Genomic DNA, 22,406 nt, shown 5'->3' with positions numbered 1-22,406 from the left:
CCTTTTTAGTTAGTTCAGATTACTTATCTCTGGGTGACGCATTTTCGACACGGCTTTTTAGCTTCTGGCCAGGTCTGAAAGTCACCACTCGCCGGGCTGTAATAGGGATATCCTCTCCCGTTTTCGGGTTACGGCCCGGGCGTTGGTTCTTATCTCGCAAATCGAAATTGCCGAACCCGGAGAGTTTTACCTGCTCTCCGTTTTCCAGAGCGCGACGGACCTCTTCGAAAAATAACTCTACCAGCTCTTTGGCATCCCGCTTGCTAAGCCCAAGCTTATCAAACAGATATTCTGACATTTCAGCTTTTGTAAGCGCCATAGGTTCAATCCCTCAATGATGCCTGGAATCGCTCTTTCAATGCCTCTACACATTTGGCGACGGTAGCGGCAATCTCCTCTTCTTCGAGTGTACGGCTGGTATCCTGGAGGATAAGGCTGATAGCGAGGCTCTTGAAACCCTCTGCTACGCCCTTGCCGCGGTACACGTCAAATAAGTTTACGCCAACTACCTGATTTACGCCAACTTTCTTACACTCGGCTAAAACATCGGCAGCGGGAACGTTTTCTGCCACAACGACGGCGATGTCGCGACGGTTCGCCGGGAAGCGAGAAACTTCACGCGCCTGAGGCACCACGCGGTCTGCAAGCTTGCTCCACTCCAGTTCAAAGACCAAAGTGCGACCGTTCAGATCCAGCTTACGTTCCAGCTCAGGATGAACAACCCCAATAAAACCAATACGTTCACCTTTCAGATAAATCGCCGCCGACTGACCCGGATGAAGCGCATTATTGGCTTCGATGCGGAATTCGATGTCGGACAGCTTGCCGGTGAGGTCGAGGACCGACTCCAGATCGCCTTTTAAATCATAGAAATCGACGGTCTCTTTTGCCAGGTTCCAGTGTTCTTCATAACGGTTACCGCAAATCACGCCGGCCAGCATCACATCCTGACGAATGCCCAGCGGAGCCTGAGTATCAGGAACAAAGCGTAAACCGCTCTCAAAGATGCGTACGCGGCTCTGCTGACGGTTCTGGTTGTAGACCACCGTCCCTAACAGGCCGGTCCACAATGACAGGCGCATCGCCGACATTTCGCTGGAGATCGGGCTCGGCAGAATCAGCGCTTCTTCGCCGGGGTGGATCCACTGCTGTACTTTCGGATCAACGAAGCTGTAGGTAATCACTTCCTGATAGCCTTTGTCGTTGAGCAGCGTTTTCACGCGCTTAAGCGACAGATCCGCTTCGCGGTGGGTGCCCATGATCAGGCCCGCTTGCACCGGTTCGTCAGGAATATTGTTATAACCATAGACGCGGGCGACTTCTTCGACCAGATCCTCTTCGATGGCAATATCGAAACGCCAGCTCGGCGCGACGGCTTGCCACTCGTCCTGGCCTTCGGTGACGTCACAGCCCAGACGACGAAGAATATCGCTAACCTGCGCATCCTCAACGTGGTGACCAATCAGACGATCCAACTTGCTGCGGCGAAGCTGGATGGTCGCAGGCTTCGGCAGGGTCGCTTCGTTGGTGACGTCAATGATCGGGCCAGCTTCGCCGCCGCAAATATCCATCAGCAGGCGGGTCGCACGCTCCATCGCCTGATACTGCAACGCGGAGTCCACGCCGCGCTCGTAGCGGTGGGAAGCATCGGTATGCAGGCCATGACGGCGGGCGCGCCCGGTAATGGACAGCGGGCTGAAGAACGCGCATTCCAGCAGAACGTTTTGCGTTTCATCGTTTACGCCGGAGTGCTCGCCGCCGAAAATCCCCCCCATGGCCAGAGCTTTCTGATGGTCAGCAATCACCAGAGTATCGGTGTCCAGCTTAGCCTCGGAGCCGTCCAGCAGGACCAGGCTTTCTCCTTCATGCGCCATACGCACGACAATTCCGCCTTCAATGCGGTCTTTATCGAAGGCATGCATCGGCTGGCCCAGCTCGAGCAGGACGTAGTTGGTCACGTCAACCACCGCATCGATGGAGCGAATACCGCAGCGGCGCAGCTTCTCTTTCATCCATAACGGGGTCGGCGCTTTGACATTAATGCCTTTTACCACGCGCCCCAGATAGCGCGGACACGCTTCTGGCGCATCGACCTGGATTGGCAGAACGTCATTGACGGTGGCGGCTACCGGGGGCATTTCCGGGACATTCAACGGCGCCTTGTTGAGCACGGCGACATCACGGGCCACGCCGATAATACCGAGACAGTCGGCACGGTTCGGCGTGACGCTGATTTCGATAGTGTTATCGTCGAGCTTCAGATATTCACGGATATCGGTACCCAACGGCGCATCGGCGGGCAGTTCAATAATGCCGCTGTGATCGTCGGAAATACCCAGTTCGGAGAAGGAGCACAGCATGCCTTCCGACGGCTCACCGCGCAGCTTTGCCGCTTTAATTTTAAAATCGCCCGGCAGGACGGCGCCGATGGTCGCCACGGCAACCTTCAGGCCCTGACGGCAGTTCGGCGCGCCGCACACGATATTCAGCAGGCGTTCGCCGCCGACGTTGATTTTTGTCACGCGCAGTTTGTCGGCATTAGGGTGCTGAGCGCACTCGACCACTTCGCCAACAACAACGCCGTTGAAGCTGCCCGCGACCGGCTCAACGCCGTCAACCTCAAGCCCGGCCATCGTTATCTGGTCCGACAGCGCTTCGCTATCGATAGCTGGGTTAACCCACTCGCGTAACCACAGTTCACTGAATTTCATTGTTCTGTCCTGCCCTTATTTAAACTGTTTGAGGAAACGCAGATCGTTTTCGAAGAACGCGCGTAAGTCGGTCACGCCGTAGCGCAGCATGGTCAGACGCTCCATGCCCATGCCGAAGGCAAAGCCGGAATAGATTTCCGGATCGATACCCACGTTGCGCAGTACGTTTGGATGCACCATACCGCAGCCGAGCACTTCCAGCCATTTGCCGTTTTTGCCCATGACGTCAACTTCCGCAGAGGGCTCGGTGAACGGGAAATAGGACGGACGAAAACGAATCTGCAGATCTTCTTCAAAGAAGTTACGCAGGAAATCGTGCAGCGTTCCCTTCAGATTGGTAAAGCTGATGTTGGTATCAACGATCAGGCCTTCCATCTGATGGAACATTGGGGTGTGGGTCTGATCGTAGTCGTTACGATACACGCGGCCTGGCGCAATAATGCGGATCGGCGGCTGCTGGTTAGCCATGGTACGGATCTGCACACCTGAAGTTTGCGTACGCAGGAGGCGCGTCGCATCGAACCAGAAAGTGTCGTGGTCAGCGCGTGCCGGATGGTGGCCAGGAATATTCAGCGCATCGAAGTTGTGGTAGTCATCTTCGATTTCCGGGCCGGTCGCGACGGTAAAGCCGAGCTCACCGAAGAAACTTTCGATACGGTCGATGGTGCGGGTAACCGGGTGCAGTCCGCCGTTCTCAATACGACGTCCCGGCAGAGAGACATCAATGGTTTCCGAGGCCAAGCGCGCGTTAAGCGCTGCGCTTTCGAGCTCGGTCTTACGCGCGTTAAGCGCCTGCTGGACCTGCTCTTTGGCTTCGTTGATAACCGCGCCGGCTGCCGGGCGCTCTTCAGCAGGCAGCTCGCGCAGGGTCGTCATCTGAAGGGTCAGAAGCCCTTTTTTACCCAGGTATTCCACGCGGACGTTGTCCAGCGCAGCAACATCTGATGCCTCGTTAATGGCTGCCTTCGCACTGGCAACCAGCTCTGCGAGATGTGACATGGTTTTCCTCATTATGTCGGTGCAGACACCGGTTATGGTTATTATTTTGCTCTCACTATTTCGAGCCGCAGACCGTAGGTAATCCTTCAGTTGACCGAATGATTCAGGTCAACCCACGCGTCTGGAGCTTGAAATAGAACGAGCCAGTTCAGATACAAAAAAAGCCTCCACAGGGGGAGGCTTTTTGGCGCTGTTTTCCGTTTCTTCTTTCACGCGCTAGCCTCCTGAGTTCAGGTGCTAAAGTAAAAAAAGAAGCGGAAAATAGCAGCATTCATGCTTGCATTACCTTGTCTGGTAAAAAACGTAAGACCGATATTGAAATGCTTACGCGGATAAAAGTCAATGTATTGATAGCCTTGAAACGAAAAGAGGGAGACAAGCTCCCTCTTTCAACTGGCTTATGCCAGAGCTGCTTTCGCTTTTTCGACCAGCGCGGTGAACGCTAATTTGTCGAATACTGCGATGTCAGCCAGGATCTTACGGTCGATTTCAACAGAGGCTTTTTTCAGGCCGTTGATGAATTTGCTGTAAGAAATACCGTTCTGACGTGCTGCTGCGTTGATACGCGCAATCCACAGTTGACGGAACTGACGCTTTTTCTGACGACGGTCACGATAAGCGTACTGACCAGCTTTGATAACAGCCTGGAAGGCAACGCGGTATACGCGAGAACGCGCACCGTAGTAGCCTTTAGCTTGTTTCAAAATTTTCTTGTGACGTGCACGGGCAACTACACCACGTTTTACGCGAGCCATATGTGCTCTCCTGTATCTATTCTAATTAAAAAGTTAAAAGGGTTAACGACTTATGCGTACGGCAGGCACGCGATGACCAGGCCCAGATCGCCTTTGGAAACCATGGCTTTCGGACGCAGGTGACGTTTACGCTTAGTAGCTTTTTTGGTCAGAATGTGACGCAGGTTAGCGTGCTTGTGCTTAAAACCACCTTTACCGGTTTTTTTGAAGCGCTTAGCAGCACCGCGTACGGTCTTAATTTTTGGCATTTTAATAACTTCCACTTCGCATTGTTAATAAACGAAACATAGGCGAACAACAGCTGCGGAACCTAAAGGCTCCACAGACATTGCTACTTGAAGGCCTTACTGTTTCTTCTTAGGAGCGAGCACCATGATCATCTGGCGGCCTTCGATCTTCGTTGGGAAGGATTCGACTACTGCCAGTTCACTCAGATCGTCACGGACGCGGGTAAGCACTTCCATCCCGATCTGCTGGTGAGCCATCTCACGGCCGCGGAAACGCAGCGTGATCTTAGCTTTATCACCCTCTTCCAGAAAGCGAACCAGGCTGCGGAGTTTTACCTGGTAGTCGCCATCATCGGTGCCAGGTCGGAATTTGATTTCCTTGACCTGAATAACTTTTTGCTTTTTCTTCTGTTCCTTAGAAGACTTGCTCTTTTCATAAAGGAACTTGCCGTAGTCCATGATACGACAAACTGGCGGTTCGGCGTTAGGGCTGATTTCAACTAAATCTACTCCAGCTTCTTCAGCTTTTTCGATAGCTTCTCTCAGACTCACAATACCCAAAGCTTCGCCTTCCAGACCTGTTAAGCGAACTTCCAGGGCGCGAATCTCGCCATTGATACGATTCGGACGTGCCGTTTGAACTCGTTTTCCGCCTTTAATACCTTATTCCTCCAGTTGTTTTAGACTGCGGCTGCGAATCTCTTGTTGCAGCTTCTCGATAACTTCATTTACGTCCAGGCTGCCCAAGTCTTTGCCACGACGGGTACGCACGGCAACTTTGCCAGCTTCTACCTCTTTGTCGCCACAGACCAACATGTAAGGGACACGACGTAAAGTGTGCTCGCGGATTTTAAAGCCTATCTTCTCATTTCTCAAGTCTGCTTTTACGCGAATGCCCGCATTTTGTAGTTTACGCGTCAATTCGTTAACGTATTCAGCCTGAGAATCAGTAATATTCATGATCACAACCTGCACTGGCGCAAGCCAGCTTGGGAAGAAGCCGGCAAACTCTTCGGTCAGGATGCCAATAAAGCGCTCCAGCGAACCAAGAATCGCACGGTGAATCATTACCGGTACCTGTCGTTCGTTATTTTCGCCAACATAGGAGGCGCTTAAACGCTGCGGCAGGGAGAAGTCCAGCTGTACAGTACCGCACTGCCATGCACGATCGAGGCAGTCATACAGGGTAAATTCAATTTTCGGACCATAGAAGGCGCCTTCACCCAGTTGATATTCAAACGGGATATTGTTCTCTTCCAGCGCCACCGCCAGATCCGCTTCAGCACGATCCCATGTCTCATCACTACCGATGCGTTTTTCCGGGCGAGTTGACAGCTTGACGACGATTTTCTCGAAGCCGAAGGTGCTGTACATATCGTAGACCATACGAATACAGGCGTTAACTTCATCACGAACCTGATCTTCAGTACAGAAAATATGGGCATCGTCCTGAGTAAACCCGCGTACGCGCATCAGGCCATGCAGCGCGCCTGACGGCTCATTGCGATGGCAGCTACCGAATTCAGCCATACGTAATGGCAGATCGCGGTAGGATTTCAGGCCCTGGTTGAAGATCTGCACGTGACCCGGGCAGTTCATCGGCTTGATGCAGTATTCACGGTTCTCGGAAGAAGTGGTAAACATCGCATCTTTATAGTTGTCCCAGTGGCCGGTTTTTTCCCACAGCACACGGTCCATCATAAACGGGCCTTTAACTTCCTGATACTGGTACTCTTTCAGCTTAGAACGCACAAAAGTTTCCAGTTCGCGGAAGATAGTCCATCCGTCATTATGCCAGAACACCATACCCGGCGCCTCTTCCTGCATATGATACAGGTCGAGCTGCTTACCGATTTTACGGTGATCGCGCTTAGCGGCTTCTTCCAGGCGCTGCAGATAGGCATTCAGCGCTTTCTTATCTGCCCAGGCGGTACCGTAGATGCGCTGCAGCATTTTATTGTTGCTATCGCCGCGCCAGTAGGCGCCAGCGGTCTTCATCAGTTTGAAGTGATGGCAGAAACGCATATTCGGCACATGCGGCCCACGGCACATGTCGACATATTCTTCGTGATGATACAAGCCAGGCTTGTCATCATGAGCAATGTTTTCATCAAGAATAGAGACTTTATAGCTCTCGCCACGCTTCACAAAGGTTTCACGCGCTTCGTGCCAGCTGACTTTCTTCTTAATAACGTCGTAGTTTTTCTCGGCGAGCTCATGCATACGTTTTTCGAGCGCGTCGATATCTTCCTGGGTCAGGGTATGGTCCAGATCGACATCGTAGTAGAAACCATTGTCGACAACCGGGCCGATCGCCATTTTGGTATTTGGCCACAGCTGTTTAATCGCATGCCCCAAAAGGTGCGCACAGGAGTGACGAATAATCTCAAGACCATCTTCATCTTTCGCGGTGATGATAGAGAGCGTTGCGTCGTTTTCAATTAAGTCACAGGCGTCAACCAGCTCGCCGTTGACACGACCAGCGATAGTGGCTTTCGCCAGACCGGGGCCAATATCCAGAGCGACGTCCATCGGGCTCACAGCGTGATCAAAATGGCGTTGGCTGCCATCAGGAAGTGTAATTACAGGCATTTCATGTCCTTATTTGCAGTGGTGCCCCGCACGAAAGAGCACATACAAAACAATATAATCATAATTATCAACAAGTTCAGACCCAGTTCCCGCTTCACTCTGCGAAAATATGTGCACGCTCGTTCACCGACACGTCCCCACCTGCAGCCGCCTGTTGATAACACCGAGGGTTAGTTTACACATCATTAGTGCGTGATAAAAGTCACATAAGACTAAATGGTTATTGTTGATGGAAAAAAAAGGGGGCGGCGTAACAAACGCTGCATAATTGCTTCAGCGATAGATCGGAAGAAACGACGACAGCGCGATATGACGCATATAGAATATTTATGATTTCACATAAATTATGACGATTTAACACCAAACGCGGAAAGCGAAACCGGTACAGCATTACCCGGTTTACTGCTTGACGAAATAATAAAAGAGAAGTTATGAATGGTGTTTAAATATCAGGACCATTCGCCGGCGACAAGTTTATGAACATCAAACGCGTCGTTCATTGACTGTCCGGTTGATTGTGAGCCCGGAGCAATGTTGGAGCCCGCTTCGACATCGGTCGCTTTGGCAATGCCCACTGGCGTACGATCGTGATTACCCGGCTGCGGTGCGGAAGCGGCGGCAAATGCGCCAAAAGACAGCGTGCACAGCATCACGGCCGCGAGTGCGATTTTGCTATTTCTCATGATAGTCATTCTCTTATTTGTTGCAGATAATAGAACGGATTCGTTATCTCCGCCTGTGTTGAACAGTATAGATCCAGATCACATTTTTGTCCGACCCAATATTTATCTTTTCGTGTCAAATTGACTGCATATTTGTCAGCAAAATAGCAATTATGAGGAAATTATGGAGACCATTTCTTTTTATAAAAAACAAAACAAGAGACCAAAAATAATAATGCCACTTATTGCTAAATTTAAAACAATCAGGCCGGAATATCCGGCCTGAAAATATTACATTTTATAACCGAGCGATAGCGTGGTGCGGCGATCGGTATGTTCCGGCGCCGATGACGGCGGTTCAGAGTTCCACGTCAGGTTATAGGCTACTTTGAGGGCAAAGTGCGCGTTAATCGCAACGTTTAACGCACTTTCAGAGTTCAGCGTCGTATCTTCAGCGCCGAATACCGAGACGCCTTGGGTAAATTTGGCGTTATCGGTCATCTGCCAGGCGTAGGTACCGGAAGCATAGCCCAACGGCTGAGTATCATTATCACCATCGGTATACTCGTCATAGCGTACGCCAGGACCAAATTCAAAACGCAGGCTGTGTACCGGGCCGTTCATGATCTGACGACCATAACCCGCGGTGAACACATCACGCTGCTGATAACCATTGTAACGATCCGTCAGCCAGCTCGCCTGACCAAAAAGATAATTCTGGTCGGTCAGGTTATAACGGCTACGTCCGCCCACCGCGTACTTTTCCGAAGAGCGCTGATCGTTTGACGACGTATTGCTGGCATTTCCCCACAGCGACCATGCGGTGGTATCGCCATACCAGGTCAACGTGGAGTCGGCGGTCATTGAGGAACTTTTCGTATTGCCGGACTGCGCCAGATAACCGGCGTTAACAGTACCTTCGAAAGGTTTTTTTGCAGAAGAAGGGTCATCCATGACAGTAAAAACGGAATCATCGGCCATTGCGCACGCAGACGCAAAGAGCCCTCCCGCCAGCATCACCGCTGCGGGTACTGTCTTCAAAAGCTTCATTTAATTTTAAGTCCGTACAACCTATAAGGAGACCAGGAGGGTCCCGGGAGCTTTCGCGAGGATCGCTAATAGCCGGTCCTAAGAAAGGGAGTAAATTATAAAAAAGCACGATTAACTTAGCAATCAATTACTCTTTCGTTTTTTGTATAAGACGCTTCGCAAAACAATTTTTATTTCATAAAGATAAAATGGGGTACCGGGGCATAAGCTAGTCGTCGCTTCCCCTTACCTCCTTTAAGTGCCATGCTTAAAAATCAGAGCAGCTAAATTCGTATTATGGAGGAAACCGGATGACCAAAATCTATACGCTCACGTTAGCCCCCTCGCTCGACAGCGCCACGCAAACCCCGCAAATTTACCCGGAAGGCAAGCTACGCTGTAGCGCCCCCGTATTTGAACCCGGAGGCGGCGGTATTAACGTGGCGCGAGCCATCACTTTTCTTGGCGGCAGCGCCACGGCTATCTTTCCCGTCGGCGGCGCAACGGGTGAACACCTGACAGCGCTGCTGACGGATGAACACGTTCCCGTCGATACGGTAGAGACTCACGACTGGACGCGGCAGAATCTTCACGTTCATGTGAACGCCAGCGGCGAGCAATATCGTTTCGTGATGCCTGGCGCCGCATTAACTGCGGATGAGCTCCGCCTCATTGAGGAAAAAGTTCTCACTATCGCCCCCGGCTCGCTGCTGGTAATTAGCGGCAGTCTGCCGCCGGGCATCAGCGTCGAAAACCTGACGCAGCTGGTGAAAAACGCGCAGCGGCATGGATTGCGCTGTATTGTTGATAGTTCCGGCGATGCTCTCGCCGCAGCGCTTGATGTCGGCAATATTGAACTGGTTAAACCGAACCAGAAAGAGCTGAGCGCGCTGGTCCAGCGGGATCTGAGCCAGCCGGATGATGTGCGGCTCGCCGCGCAAGAGTTAATTCGTTCCGGCAAAGTCCAGCGCGTCGTCGTCTCCCTGGGAGCACAGGGAGCGCTTGGTGTTGACGCCGATGGTAGCGTTCAGGTCGTACCGCCGCCGATGAAAAGCCAGAGTACCGTCGGCGCCGGTGACAGCATGGTTGGCGCGATGACCTTAAGGCTGGCGGAAAATGCCTCGCTTGAAGATATGGTTCGCTTTGGCGTCGCGGCGGGTAGCGCGGCCACCATCAATCAGGGCACCCGCCTTTGCTCGCAGGAAAATACGCAAAAAATCTACGATTATCTGCGCGGTTTATAATCTCCTTCTCTCCCTCTGGCAAAACGGAGGGAGTCGCCAAATCAGCATGATGGTCTATGCTAAAAATGCCATGGATAACAACGGGGTGAAAAATGAGTAGCGAAATTACCGCCTGGGTCGTCACGGTTCGTTTCCACGAAGAGACGTTAACGGAAATTAACGAACTCAGTAATCATCTCACTCGCGCCGGGTTTACCCTTGTCTTAAACGATGATGAAGGGAACGTCCACGAGCTCGGCACCAATACCTTCGGCCTGCTTTCCATGCAGAATGCCGATGAAGTTAAAGCGTTAAGCGCGGGTTTGGCCGAAACCGCGCTGGGAAGAGCCGTTGACGTCACCGTGTCAACATTCAGCGAGTGGATAAAAGCTCAATAAGTGCGATTGACGCAACGGAAAACGTTCAGTTGTGCGTCAGTTCGAATTTTACGCCGGGGTTATGCGCTAACCTTATGAAATGTTGGAAGACATGGGGAGAGACGGCATGTGGCAAGCTATCAGCAATTTGTTAAGCGATTTGCATACCGAAGCAGCTGAAATCGAACTGCGAAACGAACTACCCGGTGGAGAGATCCACGCCGCCTGGCATTTACGCTTTGGCGGACGCGATTACTTCGTAAAATGCGACGAACGTGAGCTTTTACCCATCTTCACGGCCGAGGCAGACCAGCTTGAGCTGCTGTCGCGAAGTAAAACCGTGAACGTACCGCAGGTTTTTGCCGTAGGCAGCGATCGTGATTATAGTTTTCTGGTCATGGAATATCTCCCCCCTCGCCCGCTGGATGCGCACAACGCTTTCCTGTTAGGCCAGCAAATCGCCCATTTGCATCAATGGAGCGATCAGCCGCAGTTTGGTCTGGATTTTGACAATGACCTTTCCACGACTCCCCAGCCGAACGCCTGGCAGCGTCGCTGGTCCACGTTCTTTGCCGAACAGCGCATCGGCTGGCAGCTCGAGCTCGCCGCCGAGAAAGGCCTGCATTTTGGCGATATCGATAGCCTTGTTGATATTATTCAGCAGCGGTTGAGCAATCATCAGCCGCAGCCGTCGCTGCTCCACGGTGATTTATGGTCCGGTAACTGCGCGCTTGGGCCAAACGGACCCTATATTTTCGACCCCGCTTGCTACTGGGGCGATCGCGAATGCGATCTGGCGATGCTCCCGCTGCATCCGGAACAGCCGCCGCAAATCTATGATGGCTATCAATCCGTTTCGCCGCTACCGTCCGGGTTTCTTGAGCGGCAACCCATCTACCAGCTCTATACGCTGCTGAATCGCGCAATTCTGTTTGGCGGACAACATCTGGTGACGGCGCAGAAAGCGCTTGATGACGTGTTCATGGATAAGGCCCCGTAAGGGGCCTTGCTTATGCGGATTAGCTGATTTGTACGCCTTTCAGGCGGAACTGAATGGTCATGGTAATGCCGGTTCCTGGTTTACCCGGTTCATAGCGCCATTTACGTAAAGCGTTTTTCACTTCACGCTCAAACATGTTGGCCGGCTGGGCAGAGAGGATCTGCACGTTATCCACGCGCCCTTCCGCCGTGACGTCGAACTTAACCCGAACATTCCCTTCAATGCGCAGCGCCTGCGCACGAGCAGGATAGCTCGGTTCTCCACGGCTTAACGCCCGCGGTCCGGTCGGCGCCGTGACGGTCGGTTTAGCGTTCGCGGTTGAGGTGCTCGGCGCGGTGCGCGCTGGCGCCGTATTTGTATTTTCAAACGGCGAGGCCGGGCGCGTTTCCGCCGGTTTTACATCACGCTTCGGTTGCTCAACCTTTTTTTCCGGCTTCGGTTTAGGCTTTGGCTTCGGTTTAGGTTTCGGTTTATGGATAACGACCGGCGCCTCTTTTGGCGGTTCAGGAATCACTTCCGATTCCGGCTCTGGTTCCGGTTCAACGATGGGTTCAACGACCGGCTGAGCCGCCTGAGGCGGTTCCAGATCTGCCGGGGCCACCATAGTAATCTCAATGGGCTGTGAGGGTGACGGCCGTTCAATAACCTGATGTACCGAAGTATAGAGCAGCGCCGCGACAACACCGCCGTGGATAACCACAGACAGTAGCGTGGGCCACGGAAAGCGGCGAGGTAAATCAAAGGTCATTGTATTTGAGCTATTCGGCGAGGTAGCATAAGCCATAGTTTTTCAAGGTTCTTTGCTAATTGATAATCATTTACGTCGAGTCTATCACTATGCGTCAAGTAATTACATACCTTCGTTTCAGCAGTAAGCCACAAGAACGTGGTGACTCAATACGCCGCCAGAAAGGTCTATTTGAGAGATGGCTGAAAGATAACCCTGATGCAAAAGTTGTCGATGAATTCTCAGATGAAGGTGCATCGGCATATCACGGTCACCATCTGAAAGGCGATTTTGGACGAATGCTTCAAAACATACAGGATGGTAAGTACCTGTCAGGGCAAACTGTCTTACTTGTCGAATCAGAAACCCGTCTTAACCGACAGAAAGCACGTAATACCGAAAGCCTTGTAGACCTCATTACGGGTAAAGGTGTCGATGTGATTTGTCTCGAATCAGGCAAAATCTACACCAGCACCAATATTGATGACCTTGATACATCTATTCAGTTGAAGATAGCCGCACACATCGCACATCAGCAATCAAAAGAGAAATCAATCAAGGTAAGTGCTGCATGGGAGCATAGAGCACAGCTTGCATTAGAAGGCAAACAGCAACTGACTAAAAATGTCCCTGGCTGGATTGACCCTGATACTCGTAAACTTAACGAGCATTCATCAACCGTTGTGACAATTTTCGATTTGCTCCTTTCTGGTGAATCTCTTCACAACATTGCTCGTTACCTTCAGGCAAACAACATTAAGTCATTCTCTCGACGTGAAAAAGCGAATGGCTTTAGTGTTCACTCTGTCCGTACTATCTTACGCTCTGAGTCAACCGTTGGAACACTGGCGGCATCCAAGCGTAATGACCGCCCCGCTATCCCCAACTACTATGAACCAGCGATTGATATTGCCACCTTTAATAAGGCTCAGGAAATTCTGTCAAAAAATCGTGTAGGCAGAGCGCCAGCCAGTGACAATCCAATTACTATCAATCTGTTTAAGGGAATCATTCGCTGTCAATGTGGTGCCTCAGTACATCCCACAGGCGTCAAGGCAACCTATCAAGGTGTCTACCGTTGTAACAATGTCCCTGATGGTCGTTGCAATGTTCCTACCATTAAACGTAAACCCTTTGATAAATGGATGCTTGATAACATCGTTGGCTTCCTTGAGAGGTCTGATGGTAACAACACAGATAAACGTAAAGCTGAGATTGAGTATCAAATTTCGTTGGTCACCAGCAAGTTAAAAAAGGCAGCCACCCTGCTTCTCGAACTGGATGATGTTACAGAGCTTAAAGAACAGGTCAAAGAACTGAACATTCAACGCAGTAACATGCAAAGTGAATTAGACGAACTCAATCAGCGTGAAACATTGAGTGATAAGCCGTTACATCACCTGTCGGAGATTGACTTGACGACCAAAGCAGGGAGAGTAGAAGCACAACTCATACTGTCAAAATTCGTACAATCCATCGAGTTGCAACGTGAAATGATAATAATCACGCTTCGAAACGGTACTGTAATTGGAAAATCAAGAGACTTATCCCCTGTGTTATCGCAGGATTTAATGAAGCAAGTTGTGTCATCCCCGTCACCTAAAGACATCGATATGTTCAGCGTCATTACATCTGATGAAGAGTTCAGGAAGTCTGGTAAGCAGGTTACAAAACGTTCTTAGCAAGAGATTTTACGCTATGACCTGACGGCTTCCCTTTTTCATTTTTGAAATATGCATAAATAAACACCACAACCCTGATAATACTGCAAAAACCGCATAAATAATCACTTTATTAACAGGGTTTATCAGTGTATCAAGGCATCTGAAGTTTCACCATCAGCCCAGTGATACCAACGGTTGAGGGCGTTTTACTGTTTCACGTAAGGCTACAGGACTGATTCTGTTAGTTTACTCACTGATGCTCAGAGGATGTCACTAAAAATCGGCTGACACTATGTATTTACAAACAGAAAACATTTTATAATGTTTCGGATTATTACTATTGCGAAGGAATTGTGCATGGCAAGTTACGTTGATTCAAACTTATCCAAAGGTGAAGAGGTTATCGTGAGGGCACATGTCTCATGGTTATCATTCCTTATCACTATTATTGTTTCGCTGTTCTTTCTTTTCATTGCTTTTGGTGGATTCATGGCATCGGCAGCAGCGAAAGAAGGGGAAGCTCATCCAAATAGCGTAGGCTGGGTCTTTCTGTTTCTGGGGCTGTTTATGCTGCTTAATGTTGTTGTTAAGGTTGCAACAACGGAACTCGCGCTGACCAACAAACGTATCATTGCAAAATTCGGTTTTATTCGTCGCTCAACCATCGAGTTGCGCCTTGAAAAGGTTGAAAGTATCAGTATCAATCAAGGGCTTTTAGGGCGCTTGCTGGGTTACGGTACGGTTGTTGTAAAAGGAACTGGCGGTACAGGTACGCCGATTCCATCAATTAAGAAACCTCTTGATTTCCGCAGAATTGTTAACAATTTCTTAGAAGAAAAAGAAACCTCGGCTTAATAAATTTTTCTGGGGCTTCCTCTTTAGGTTGCCCCTCAATCTCCGCTTACCCCTTCTTTTTTCTCCTGTCATTTTTTTGGTCTGGTTAAGGTATACCTCAACAGGTACCGAATTAGTGAACCAGTTCACCCCGAAAATGAGTTATTGAACCACTCAAACCAGACTGTTATAATTGAACCACTTTAAACAGACTCCCAAGGGTTCACTATTATGACTACACGTGTTTATGCTTACCTCAGAGCTTCGACGAAAGAGCAAGACGCCTCACGAGCTAAACAGCAGCTTGATGAATTCGCTCAATCCAACGGTATGACAATTGCCACGTACTTCACCGAGAATGAATCAGGTGCATCTCTTCAACGTCCTGAACTGTTCAGACTGCTTGAGATTGCACAGAAAGGCGATGTGATGCTTGTGGAACAAGTAGACCGTCTGTCTCGCCTTAGTGGTGAAGATTGGAACAAGTTGCGTTCACTCATCAACGAGAAAGGTGTGAAGGTTGTAGCGCTGGACTTGCCCACCAGCCACCAGTTGATTCAATCGGGTGATGAGTTCACTAACCGTATGCTGGAGGCTTTGAATGGTATGATGCTTGACATGCTGGCAGCTATTGCACGTAAGGATTACACCGACCGTAAGAGAAGACAAGCTCAGGGGATTGTTAAAGCCAAAGCTGAAGGCAAGTTCAAGGGGCGTCCAGAAGACACTCAGCGGAATGAGAAGATAGCCAAGCTGTTGCAGGCTGGTATGTCGTACAGTGACATCATGGACACGGTGAACTGTTCACGTGCGACTGTTGCAAAGGTGAGTAAGAGTCTCAAAGAATTAGCTTAATTTGGAGTCGCGCCCTGCATCTTAGCGGGGATTTCTTGTTGATTTCATTGTAGATATGTCAAAAAAGTGCTTGTTAACCGCTACTTTCTCAGGTTCGCCTTCTAAGCAGGTATTCATCTGCTCATCAAATCTTCCAGACCCTCATAGATATGTTCCATAGTGTATAAATATTGGACTATCAAACGACCTTACCCAATTTTGGGAAAAATAAGATTAATGCCATTCGAGATGGATTCATAGTCTGCCATGATTCAATCATGCAGATGGAAAAACAGATATTGTTGTATCACTGGTTTTTTGGTCGATTTATATGTGAAAAGGAAGAGTAACATGAACAAAGTTAAAGCTGTTGTTTTCGGAGTTATGATGTCTGCTGCTATAACAGCCAATGCTGCAAATGAAACCACTACTGTAACAGGTGAAGTCGGTAAAGATGTCAAACTATACCTTGAGTCCAATCCGACTACGGGTTACGGCTGGATGATTAAAGACCTTCCTGACGGATTGATTTTCGTTTCTGGAGGATATGAGCAGTCAAAAGACTGTCCGAAAGGTGCCGTAGGGTGCGGTGGTGAAGAAGTGCTTCACTTCATTGGTGAAAAGAAAGGGGAAAGCACACTAAAACTCATTTACGGTCAGTCATTTAACAAATCAAGCTGGCAGGAAAAAGAAGTTAAAGTTGTGATTAAGTAATCTTGCCCTCCCTCTTTGTTTTCGCAGGGAGGGATGTATCATCTACTCACAGCCTAATACCTTTGAAAAATACCGCTGCAATTGTATAGGCAGAGCTAAAAGATTTGATGTCTGGATCCGGCTTATGCTTACCGTTATCCCTGTACCATTGTTTCTGGCATTCAACACAAGCCATGCAGCTTGAATAATGTTCACTGGCACCATGTCTCTTGCACATGTGAACAAAGAAACGCTGACCGCGTGCTCTGGCAATCTTTGCCGCAGCAGTTTTACGTGTGGTGAAGTCTTCTGTACCAGTCAGAAAGATGAATTGATTAGTTGGCTGAATAGCCTTATCAGGTAAATCGAAAGGTAGAACGCTCATAACACTGTTTGTCCATGTTCAAAAGTTAATCAAGTCCACTAGCAGAAATCACCAGTGAAAGAAAAACCCTTGCCGTGTAAGCGTTATGTGCTGCTGTTTCAGGGTGTAGGCAGCGATTGGAACCGATAATAAGTGATAGCTGTAGGTTGGTCACATTTGGGGTGTGAATCCTTCACCGTTCATCGGTCTGTTATTTGATGATTGCTAATCGGGTGGGCTTACTGGAATCTGTTACAAACTCAACTAAATGAGCCGTTACAGCAGAATTACCACATCGTTTCCGACGTTTCACATTCATCTCCTAATAGACTGATTATTCTATCAAAGATGATGGTTTGATGCAATTATAATCTGAGCTGGTTTAGCACTCGCTGAGGGATTCTGATAGGCTATCTGAATAGATTACAAGGCGAAAGCAAGAAGCATGACAACGCGAAGCCATGCGAATGTTGAAAGGATAATTCCTTGATTGGTGATTCCACATCTTAACAGTAATCTTTAAAGGTATTGATTAAGTATCTTTGAAGAGATAATAAGATTTTAATGGCTTTTGGCGTAAGCCATTTTCTTATTGCAGCATTCAATTAGTGATAATCAGAAAACTTTAAAAACAATCTGTAAAGGTCTTAATGCATTATATCAATCGTAAAAAATCCGTCAATAGCAAAAAGTGCTAAATATGCTTTTCCACCATGCCAATAATAACCATCCATCAATTTCAGTAATAACAAAATACCACTGGACAAAAACACAGTTACGTATGATAATAATACAGTAATGCTCATTTATCAAAATCGGTCAACAGGGTCTTAGATAGATGAGAATAGCTGGCAGGTCACTTTCTCAGGTTTTATCATGGGGGGGTGACCTTTCCTGTTTAAGGATTATTAATATGAATGAAGAAATACTTTACTATCGTAGCTGAAAAGACACATCAATTCTACATGCAGTATAAGAGCCTTTCCGAATTAACAGGAATTACACCTCCCTCTGATTACACCCCGCCTCGTATGATGACTAAAACCAGACGGTACGAAATCATTAAGGCTATCTGTCAGAAACTGAAACCCCTTGACAGGATTTAACAACATGTTAACATTTGTATATTGGATTGATTTCCTGACAAATTAATGGCTTTCCTGTGGCATCCTTCCTCGGAGACAGGTTAGCCAACCCCTTACACATTCCAGATTACACTACACGGGTTACGTAAAAAGACGGCCTGTGTGGTGTATTTTTGTATCTGAATTTCACGAGAGCGTTAATAATGAATAGTCCTACACAGAAACGAATTGAAATCGAATCACACTTCATCCCCAAAATTAAAGCTGCACTGGAAAATATCGAAGATGCAAAGGATATTTACAACGCAGACAGCCTGAATAAAGATACTCTTATTGCTGTCAAGACTAAGCAGCTAATGTCTCAGCCAGTCGAAGATTACGGGTTCCGAATCCGACAGGTTACACACCCAGCGATGGTACAGACTATTATTCAGAACATGATGAATGAGAATTACGTTGTGTATGAGATGGGCGCTGGATTTATCAAGTTTGTACCATTACAGCAGTCACCAAAACATAACCCGCTTGCTGAGATTGAAAAGGCATGTAAGAAAGCTGCTGAGAAATTTGTTGATGCAGGAATCACTGAGAAAGCGAATAAGATAAATAGGGCTATCCATGCCCACAACGTATTGGTGAAACAGGCTGAAGAAGCGTTATCGGGAATTAAACCGCTTGAATCGTATCTATCTGTGATTGTCGCTGATGAGGTGGGTAATGACTAACAAAGTCACTGAAGCCGCTTACAAGGCTCAGATTGCTGCTTTACAGGCTCAGTTAATGCAACGCCATACGGTGACTGCTATCGACGCTGTACAGCCTTTCTGTGAAGCTATAGGTATTAATCCCGCTGATTACGTTAAGGCCACCAGCGCCATGAGCAACCAGCATAAAGCATTCTGTGACGGGATTCTGAAAGCAGCTTCTTCAAAGGTCACCCGCTTGCAGCGTGATGCAACTGTACGAATCCTTGAAGCACAGACAAAACGAAACAAAGCCATAACAGCAGCCTCAGAAGCGGCTGAAGTTGCTCAGTCGATGGGAGGGCTAAATGAATCAACTCTTCAATGAATATGGTCAGAAAGTACGAGCAAACATAGCTCTCAACCTTCACCCTTTTTATTTGGGGAAACTGGAAAGGCTGGCAAGCCGAATCGGTAGCGGGATTAAGTCAGAAGAACAGCGTCTAATACTGGCAATTGGTGAAATGCTACGAAACGTGGAGACTGAACAATGAACCTTTACGCATTCAACCCACTGAAACAAAATGATAAGCAAGAGGTGATTACCCCCGTAGCCTTTAATTTGGTCTTATCGCTACCTGAACAGCTACTGAAAAGGCTGGATAAGGTCGGCTATGAATTGGTTAAGCGTTACGGTATTGCAGGGTGTAGTGATAAGCAGCGACATCACATCGCTATAGTCCATTTGCTCAAAAAACATACATTTCGATGATAGCTTGTACCTTAAATAATCAGGCACTTTGTACCGTCAGGGTTTAGAAGCAAGACATCCCCCCTCACCTCCATAGACGAAATGCAAATTTCACTGAAATCAAAATCTCCCAGCTTTCTCAGATGATTTTGGACTTTGACTCTTGCCCCCTGCGGGCTATCCGCATGAACCAGAAACTTATAGATAACGCTGCTTTTTGACGTCAACTGAACCCGCGAATCATAAGAGGACATATGTAATCTCCTGAATGCTACTTGCTTTATCACGATTCACTGTACATAAAACCAGCGTGGCAATCAATTGGCAATGTGAGATGAGAAGGGACTTAAAGGAGGCTTGCAAGTCAAATGAACGCCAGATAACCCAAAACCCGAATAGCCTATATTCAAGGGTCATTGCGCTCATAGTCGTTTCTGTTGAAAAATGATGCCCCGATTTTAAATGCAAATAGCAATCATATTCAACTAGGGTTGTTGGCTTGTATCAAAATTTGCCCTGATTTATGACAAAAAGCCGCCGGGACGTGGCATTCTGGGGATCGTGAGCATCTTTGCATTGCAGTCAACGACGGTTTCACTTAACGTGATTCGCCAATTTATTGATAAGGAGCCATGCCGTGCTTTACGTTATCTACGCTGAAGATATCGCCGACTCTCTGGAAAAACGGACGTCGGTACGTCCCGCCCACCTGGCGCGTTTGCAATTATTACATGATGAAGGTCGTTTACTGACCGCCGGCCCAATGCCCGCAGTCGACAGTAATGAACCCGGCGCGGCGGGCTTCACCGGCTCAACGGTAATTGCGGAATTTGAATCACTGGAAGCGGCGCAATCATGGGCCAATGACGATCCGTATATCGCCGCAGGGGTTTATCAGAAAGTATCTGTAAAACCGTATAAAAAAGTATTCTAAAGAACCAAATGTTGGCAAAAAACAGAGGCACCGCGAGCGGTGCCTTTTGTTTCGACTCTCAAAACTCAGAGAAGGTGAACAGCAGAGAGTGTCGTTGCCGCTTAACCAGCTCTTTTCTGATGGCGAGGATGCGCATATTACGACGCGACTGGCCTTCCAGCCAGCGTGCTTTACGGCGGCTCACCTGCCGAAGCATGCGCCAGCGCCCTACTTCCGTTCTACTACGCTTCATTACAACTACTCTACGAGTGAAAACAGCCTGCATTATAGACCGATGAATCTGGCTAACCAACGCTTTCGCTGCGTTTTTATTTGCCAGATGGATGTTGATGCGTAAACTCATGTCATCAAGTCATTCAAAAGGATTTTTCATCTATGACAACCTTTTACACGGTGGTGAACTGGCTGGTTATACTTGGTTACTGGCTACTTATCGCCGGTGTAACATTACGGATATTAATGAAAAGACGCGCGGTCCCGTCAGCGATGGCCTGGCTGCTTGTCATTTATATTCTTCCGCTGGTGGGAATTATCGCCTATCTCTCGTTCGGCGAACTGCATCTGGGTAAACGCCGCGCCGAGCGCGCGCGGGCCATGTGGCCCTCGACGGCCAAGTGGTTAAAAGATCTCAAAGCCTGCAAGCATATCTTTGCCGATGATAATAGCCCGGTCGCCGAATCGTTGTTCAAACTCTGCGAACGCCGTCAGGGAATTGGCGGCGTCAAAGGAAACCAGCTCCAGCTGCTCACCGAGTCCGATGACGTCATGCAAGCGCTCATCCGCGATATCCAGCTCGCCCGGCACAATATTGAGATGGTCTTCTATATCTGGCAGCCTGGCGGCATGGCCGACCAGGTCGCCGAATCATTAATGGCGGCGGCCAGACGCGGTGTACATTGCCGGCTGATGCTCGACTCCGCCGGGAGCGTGGCCTTTTTCCGCAGCCCCTGGGCTGCGATGATGCGTAATGCCGGCATTGAAGTCGTCGAAGCGCTGAAGGTCAACCTGATGCGCGTCTTCCTGCGCCGTATGGACCTGCGTCAGCACCGTAAAATGGTCATGATCGATAACTATATTGCCTATACCGGCAGTATGAATCTGGTTGATCCGCGTTTCTTTAAGCAGGACTCCGGCGTTGGCCAGTGGATCGATCTGATGGCGCGAATGGAAGGGCCTGTAGCGACAGCCATGGGCATTGTCTACTCCTGCGACTGGGAGATTGAAACCGGTAAACGTATTTTACCGCCGCCGCCGGACGCGAACATTATGCCGTTCGAAGAGGCCAGCGGGCACACGATTCACACTATCGCCTCGGGCCCGGGCTTTCCGGAAGATTTGATCCATCAGGCTCTGCTCACTGCCGCCTACGCGGCCAAAGAGCATTTGATCATGACGACTCCCTACTTTGTGCCCAGTGACGATCTTCTGCATGCCATCTGCACCGCCGCCCAGCGCGGCGTCGATGTCAGCATCATCCTGCCGCGCAAGAACGACTCGCTGCTGGTGGGCTGGGCCAGCCGCGCCTTCTTTACCGAACTGCTGGCTGCCGGGGTGAAGATCTACCAGTTTGAAGGCGGCCTGCTGCATACCAAGAGCGTGCTGGTTGACGGCGAGCTCAGCCTGGTGGGCACCGTTAACCTCGACATGCGCAGCCTGTGGTTGAACTTCGAGATTACGCTGGTGATTGACGATGCCGGATTTGGCAGCGATCTGGCCGCGGTGCAGGATGATTATATCTCCCGCTCGCGCCTGCTGGACGCCAGGCTATGGTTAAAACGTCCGCTGTGGCAGCGGATCGCCGAGCGACTGTTTTACTTCTTCAGTCCGTTGCTGTAAAACGTGCCAATCAGATGTTTAATGGGTAGCAATCATGGATATGGATTTAAACAATCGCCTGACCGAAGACGAAACGCTTGAACAGGCTTACGACATTTTCCTCGAGCTGGCCGTCGACAACCTCGACCCGGCGGATGTCATTCTGTTCAATCTGCAGTTTGAAGAACGCGGCGGCGCTGAGCTCTTTGACCCGGCGCCTGACTGGGAAGAGCACGTCGATTTTGACCTCAACCCTGACTTCTTCGCGGAAGTGGTCATTGGCCTGGCCGATGAAGATGGCGGCGAGATTAACGATATTTTTGCGCGCGTGCTGCTGTGCCGTGAAAAAGACCACAAGCTCTGTCATATCCTGTGGCGCGAATAAAATCTTTCTTAAGTAAATAACGATACAGAATAAGCCTGCCGGGTTTAACCAGAGCAGGCTTT

At 49.2% G+C, this 22,406-nt stretch carries 25 protein-coding genes and 1 other annotated feature; of the genes, 12 read left to right on the top strand and 13 right to left on the bottom strand.

All coding sequences use genetic code 11. The annotated features are described in order from the left end of the window. Positions 1-19: 19 nt before the first annotated feature. The 10 genes from ihfA to ACE3MN_RS10870 form a co-directional block, all read right to left on the bottom strand. Positions 20-319 carry an integration host factor subunit alpha gene (ihfA, locus tag ACE3MN_RS10915; protein ID WP_004102960.1) on the bottom strand — a complete coding sequence of 100 codons (300 nt, stop codon included), beginning with the start codon at positions 317-319 and terminating at the stop codon, positions 20-22. Positions 320-323: 4 nt separating this feature from the next. Then, positions 324-2,711: a phenylalanine--tRNA ligase subunit beta gene (gene pheT / locus ACE3MN_RS10910; RefSeq protein WP_102649713.1), complete on the bottom strand. Its 2,388-nt coding sequence runs from the start codon at positions 2,709-2,711 to the stop codon at positions 324-326. Between the two features lie 15 nt (positions 2,712-2,726). Then, a complete protein-coding gene (gene pheS, locus ACE3MN_RS10905) occupies positions 2,727-3,710 on the bottom strand; it encodes a phenylalanine--tRNA ligase subunit alpha (protein WP_004134066.1) in 984 nt (327 codons plus the stop codon). Between the two features lie 154 nt (positions 3,711-3,864). Beyond that, positions 3,865-3,990: a sequence feature (Phe leader region), on the bottom strand. Further along, positions 3,941-3,985: a pheST operon leader peptide PheM gene (gene pheM / locus ACE3MN_RS10900; protein ID WP_001386830.1), complete on the bottom strand. Its 45-nt coding sequence runs from the start codon at positions 3,983-3,985 to the stop codon at positions 3,941-3,943. Its footprint overlaps the feature before it by 45 nt. Positions 3,991-4,108: 118 nt before the next feature. Continuing rightward, entirely contained in the window at positions 4,109-4,465 is a 357-nt protein-coding gene (gene rplT, locus ACE3MN_RS10895) for a 50S ribosomal protein L20 (RefSeq protein WP_004102963.1), read from the bottom strand. Between the two features lie 50 nt (positions 4,466-4,515). Next, entirely contained in the window at positions 4,516-4,713 is a 198-nt protein-coding gene (gene rpmI / locus ACE3MN_RS10890) for a 50S ribosomal protein L35 (RefSeq protein ID WP_001124225.1), read from the bottom strand. A 96-nt stretch (positions 4,714-4,809) separates the two neighbouring features. Next, a complete protein-coding gene (gene infC / locus ACE3MN_RS10885; RefSeq protein WP_071830666.1) occupies positions 4,810-5,352 on the bottom strand; it encodes a translation initiation factor IF-3 in 543 nt (180 codons plus the stop codon). A 3-nt stretch (positions 5,353-5,355) separates the two neighbouring features. Continuing rightward, positions 5,356-7,284, bottom strand: coding sequence for a threonine--tRNA ligase (thrS, locus tag ACE3MN_RS10880; RefSeq protein ID WP_024357882.1), 1,929 nt, complete (start codon positions 7,282-7,284; stop codon positions 5,356-5,358). A gap of 449 nt (positions 7,285-7,733) precedes the next feature. Further along, on the bottom strand, positions 7,734-7,967 hold the full coding sequence (locus tag ACE3MN_RS10875) for a hypothetical protein (protein WP_064411005.1): 234 nt from the start codon (positions 7,965-7,967) through the stop codon (positions 7,734-7,736). A gap of 270 nt (positions 7,968-8,237) precedes the next feature. After that, positions 8,238-8,996, bottom strand: coding sequence for a YdiY family protein (locus ACE3MN_RS10870; RefSeq protein WP_004121674.1), 759 nt, complete (start codon positions 8,994-8,996; stop codon positions 8,238-8,240). 290 nt (positions 8,997-9,286) lie between these two features. Between ACE3MN_RS10870 and pfkB the strand changes: the two genes are divergently transcribed. The 3 genes from pfkB to ACE3MN_RS10855 all read left to right on the top strand — a co-directional run bounded on the left by pfkB (position 9,287) and on the right by ACE3MN_RS10855 (position 11,575). Continuing rightward, positions 9,287-10,219, top strand: coding sequence for a 6-phosphofructokinase II (pfkB, locus tag ACE3MN_RS10865; protein ID WP_024357880.1), 933 nt, complete (start codon positions 9,287-9,289; stop codon positions 10,217-10,219). 92 nt (positions 10,220-10,311) lie between these two features. Continuing rightward, complete coding sequence (gene ghoS / locus ACE3MN_RS10860; RefSeq protein ID WP_004134059.1) at positions 10,312-10,596, top strand: type V toxin-antitoxin system endoribonuclease antitoxin GhoS; 285 nt, start codon at positions 10,312-10,314, stop codon at positions 10,594-10,596. Positions 10,597-10,702: 106 nt separating this feature from the next. Then, on the top strand, positions 10,703-11,575 hold the full coding sequence (locus ACE3MN_RS10855; RefSeq protein ID WP_024357879.1) for a fructosamine kinase family protein: 873 nt from the start codon (positions 10,703-10,705) through the stop codon (positions 11,573-11,575). Positions 11,576-11,594: 19 nt separating this feature from the next. Here ACE3MN_RS10855 and tonB read toward each other — a convergent pair whose 3' ends face one another. Further along, the gene (gene tonB, locus ACE3MN_RS10850) at positions 11,595-12,323 is read right to left on the bottom strand and encodes a TonB system transport protein TonB (protein WP_217993227.1); all 729 of its coding nucleotides are present in this window, start codon (positions 12,321-12,323) and stop codon (positions 11,595-11,597) included. A gap of 89 nt (positions 12,324-12,412) precedes the next feature. Between tonB and ACE3MN_RS10845 the strand changes: the two genes are divergently transcribed. From ACE3MN_RS10845 to ACE3MN_RS10830, 4 genes are all read left to right on the top strand, one after another. Continuing rightward, positions 12,413-13,984 carry a recombinase family protein gene (locus ACE3MN_RS10845; protein WP_375364363.1) on the top strand — a complete coding sequence of 524 codons (1,572 nt, stop codon included), beginning with the start codon at positions 12,413-12,415 and terminating at the stop codon, positions 13,982-13,984. A 339-nt stretch (positions 13,985-14,323) separates the two neighbouring features. Beyond that, on the top strand, positions 14,324-14,821 hold the full coding sequence (locus ACE3MN_RS10840) for a PH domain-containing protein (protein WP_004898926.1): 498 nt from the start codon (positions 14,324-14,326) through the stop codon (positions 14,819-14,821). Positions 14,822-15,031: 210 nt separating this feature from the next. Further along, positions 15,032-15,655 (top strand): recombinase family protein, encoded by a 624-nt coding sequence (locus ACE3MN_RS10835; protein ID WP_042947327.1) that lies wholly within the window; start codon positions 15,032-15,034, stop codon positions 15,653-15,655. Between the two features lie 330 nt (positions 15,656-15,985). After that, a complete protein-coding gene (locus ACE3MN_RS10830; protein WP_052954250.1) occupies positions 15,986-16,348 on the top strand; it encodes a protease inhibitor I42 family protein in 363 nt (120 codons plus the stop codon). A 46-nt stretch (positions 16,349-16,394) separates the two neighbouring features. Here ACE3MN_RS10830 and ACE3MN_RS10825 read toward each other — a convergent pair whose 3' ends face one another. Next, entirely contained in the window at positions 16,395-16,712 is a 318-nt protein-coding gene (locus ACE3MN_RS10825; RefSeq protein ID WP_375364362.1) for a hypothetical protein, read from the bottom strand. A gap of 1,267 nt (positions 16,713-17,979) precedes the next feature. Here ACE3MN_RS10825 and ACE3MN_RS10820 point away from each other — a divergent pair. From ACE3MN_RS10820 to ACE3MN_RS10810, 3 genes are all read left to right on the top strand, one after another. Continuing rightward, on the top strand, positions 17,980-18,501 hold the full coding sequence (locus tag ACE3MN_RS10820; RefSeq protein ID WP_375364361.1) for a hypothetical protein: 522 nt from the start codon (positions 17,980-17,982) through the stop codon (positions 18,499-18,501). Then, on the top strand, positions 18,494-18,847 hold the full coding sequence (locus ACE3MN_RS10815) for a hypothetical protein (RefSeq protein WP_170918840.1): 354 nt from the start codon (positions 18,494-18,496) through the stop codon (positions 18,845-18,847). Before ACE3MN_RS10820 ends, ACE3MN_RS10815 begins: the two co-directional genes overlap by 8 nt. 1,000 nt (positions 18,848-19,847) lie before the next feature. Then, positions 19,848-20,144 (top strand): YciI family protein, encoded by a 297-nt coding sequence (locus tag ACE3MN_RS10810; RefSeq protein ID WP_004103089.1) that lies wholly within the window; start codon positions 19,848-19,850, stop codon positions 20,142-20,144. Positions 20,145-20,202: 58 nt separating this feature from the next. Here the strand turns inward: ACE3MN_RS10810 and ACE3MN_RS10805 are convergent, their stop codons facing one another. Further along, positions 20,203-20,376, bottom strand: coding sequence for a YciY family protein (locus ACE3MN_RS10805; RefSeq protein WP_004121687.1), 174 nt, complete (start codon positions 20,374-20,376; stop codon positions 20,203-20,205). Positions 20,377-20,519: 143 nt separating this feature from the next. On the opposite strand from ACE3MN_RS10805, the gene cls reads away from it, so the two are divergent. Next, positions 20,520-21,980, top strand: a complete 1,461-nt coding sequence (gene cls / locus ACE3MN_RS10800; RefSeq protein WP_004134054.1) for a cardiolipin synthase — start codon at positions 20,520-20,522, stop codon at positions 21,978-21,980. Positions 21,981-22,014: 34 nt separating this feature from the next. Then, entirely contained in the window at positions 22,015-22,344 is a 330-nt protein-coding gene (locus ACE3MN_RS10795) for an HI1450 family dsDNA-mimic protein (RefSeq protein WP_004103097.1), read from the top strand. Positions 22,345-22,406: the final 62 nt, after the last annotated feature.

It is taken from the genome of Klebsiella grimontii (genome assembly GCF_042137965.1).
GTDB classification, from domain to species: domain Bacteria; phylum Pseudomonadota; class Gammaproteobacteria; order Enterobacterales; family Enterobacteriaceae; genus Klebsiella; species Klebsiella grimontii.
This window is presented reverse-complemented; position numbering and strand designations above follow the sequence as displayed.

Coding starts and splice junctions, on each gene's coding strand:
- ACE3MN_RS10830 (WP_052954250.1), top strand. CDS start 15,986: ATGAACAAAGTTAAAGCTGTTGTTTTCGGAGTTATGATGTCTGCTGCT.
- ihfA (WP_004102960.1), bottom strand. CDS start 319: ATGGCGCTTACAAAAGCTGAAATGTCAGAATATCTGTTTGATAAGCTT.
- tonB (WP_217993227.1), bottom strand. CDS start 12,323: ATGACCTTTGATTTACCTCGCCGCTTTCCGTGGCCCACGCTACTGTCT.
- rplT (WP_004102963.1), bottom strand. CDS start 4,465: ATGGCTCGCGTAAAACGTGGTGTAGTTGCCCGTGCACGTCACAAGAAA.
- ACE3MN_RS10805 (WP_004121687.1), bottom strand. CDS start 20,376: ATGAAGCGTAGTAGAACGGAAGTAGGGCGCTGGCGCATGCTTCGGCAG.
- ghoS (WP_004134059.1), top strand. CDS start 10,312: ATGAGTAGCGAAATTACCGCCTGGGTCGTCACGGTTCGTTTCCACGAA.
- ACE3MN_RS10855 (WP_024357879.1), top strand. CDS start 10,703: ATGTGGCAAGCTATCAGCAATTTGTTAAGCGATTTGCATACCGAAGCA.
- thrS (WP_024357882.1), bottom strand. CDS start 7,284: ATGCCTGTAATTACACTTCCTGATGGCAGCCAACGCCATTTTGATCAC.
- ACE3MN_RS10875 (WP_064411005.1), bottom strand. CDS start 7,967: ATGAGAAATAGCAAAATCGCACTCGCGGCCGTGATGCTGTGCACGCTG.
- ACE3MN_RS10840 (WP_004898926.1), top strand. CDS start 14,324: ATGGCAAGTTACGTTGATTCAAACTTATCCAAAGGTGAAGAGGTTATC.
- ACE3MN_RS10825 (WP_375364362.1), bottom strand. CDS start 16,712: ATGAGCGTTCTACCTTTCGATTTACCTGATAAGGCTATTCAGCCAACT.
- ACE3MN_RS10845 (WP_375364363.1), top strand. CDS start 12,413: ATGCGTCAAGTAATTACATACCTTCGTTTCAGCAGTAAGCCACAAGAA.
- cls (WP_004134054.1), top strand. CDS start 20,520: ATGACAACCTTTTACACGGTGGTGAACTGGCTGGTTATACTTGGTTAC.
- ACE3MN_RS10795 (WP_004103097.1), top strand. CDS start 22,015: ATGGATATGGATTTAAACAATCGCCTGACCGAAGACGAAACGCTTGAA.
- pheT (WP_102649713.1), bottom strand. CDS start 2,711: ATGAAATTCAGTGAACTGTGGTTACGCGAGTGGGTTAACCCAGCTATC.
- pheS (WP_004134066.1), bottom strand. CDS start 3,710: ATGTCACATCTCGCAGAGCTGGTTGCCAGTGCGAAGGCAGCCATTAAC.
- ACE3MN_RS10835 (WP_042947327.1), top strand. CDS start 15,032: ATGACTACACGTGTTTATGCTTACCTCAGAGCTTCGACGAAAGAGCAA.
- ACE3MN_RS10870 (WP_004121674.1), bottom strand. CDS start 8,996: ATGAAGCTTTTGAAGACAGTACCCGCAGCGGTGATGCTGGCGGGAGGG.
- ACE3MN_RS10815 (WP_170918840.1), top strand. CDS start 18,494: ATGACTAACAAAGTCACTGAAGCCGCTTACAAGGCTCAGATTGCTGCT.
- rpmI (WP_001124225.1), bottom strand. CDS start 4,713: ATGCCAAAAATTAAGACCGTACGCGGTGCTGCTAAGCGCTTCAAAAAA.
- pfkB (WP_024357880.1), top strand. CDS start 9,287: ATGACCAAAATCTATACGCTCACGTTAGCCCCCTCGCTCGACAGCGCC.
- ACE3MN_RS10820 (WP_375364361.1), top strand. CDS start 17,980: ATGAATAGTCCTACACAGAAACGAATTGAAATCGAATCACACTTCATC.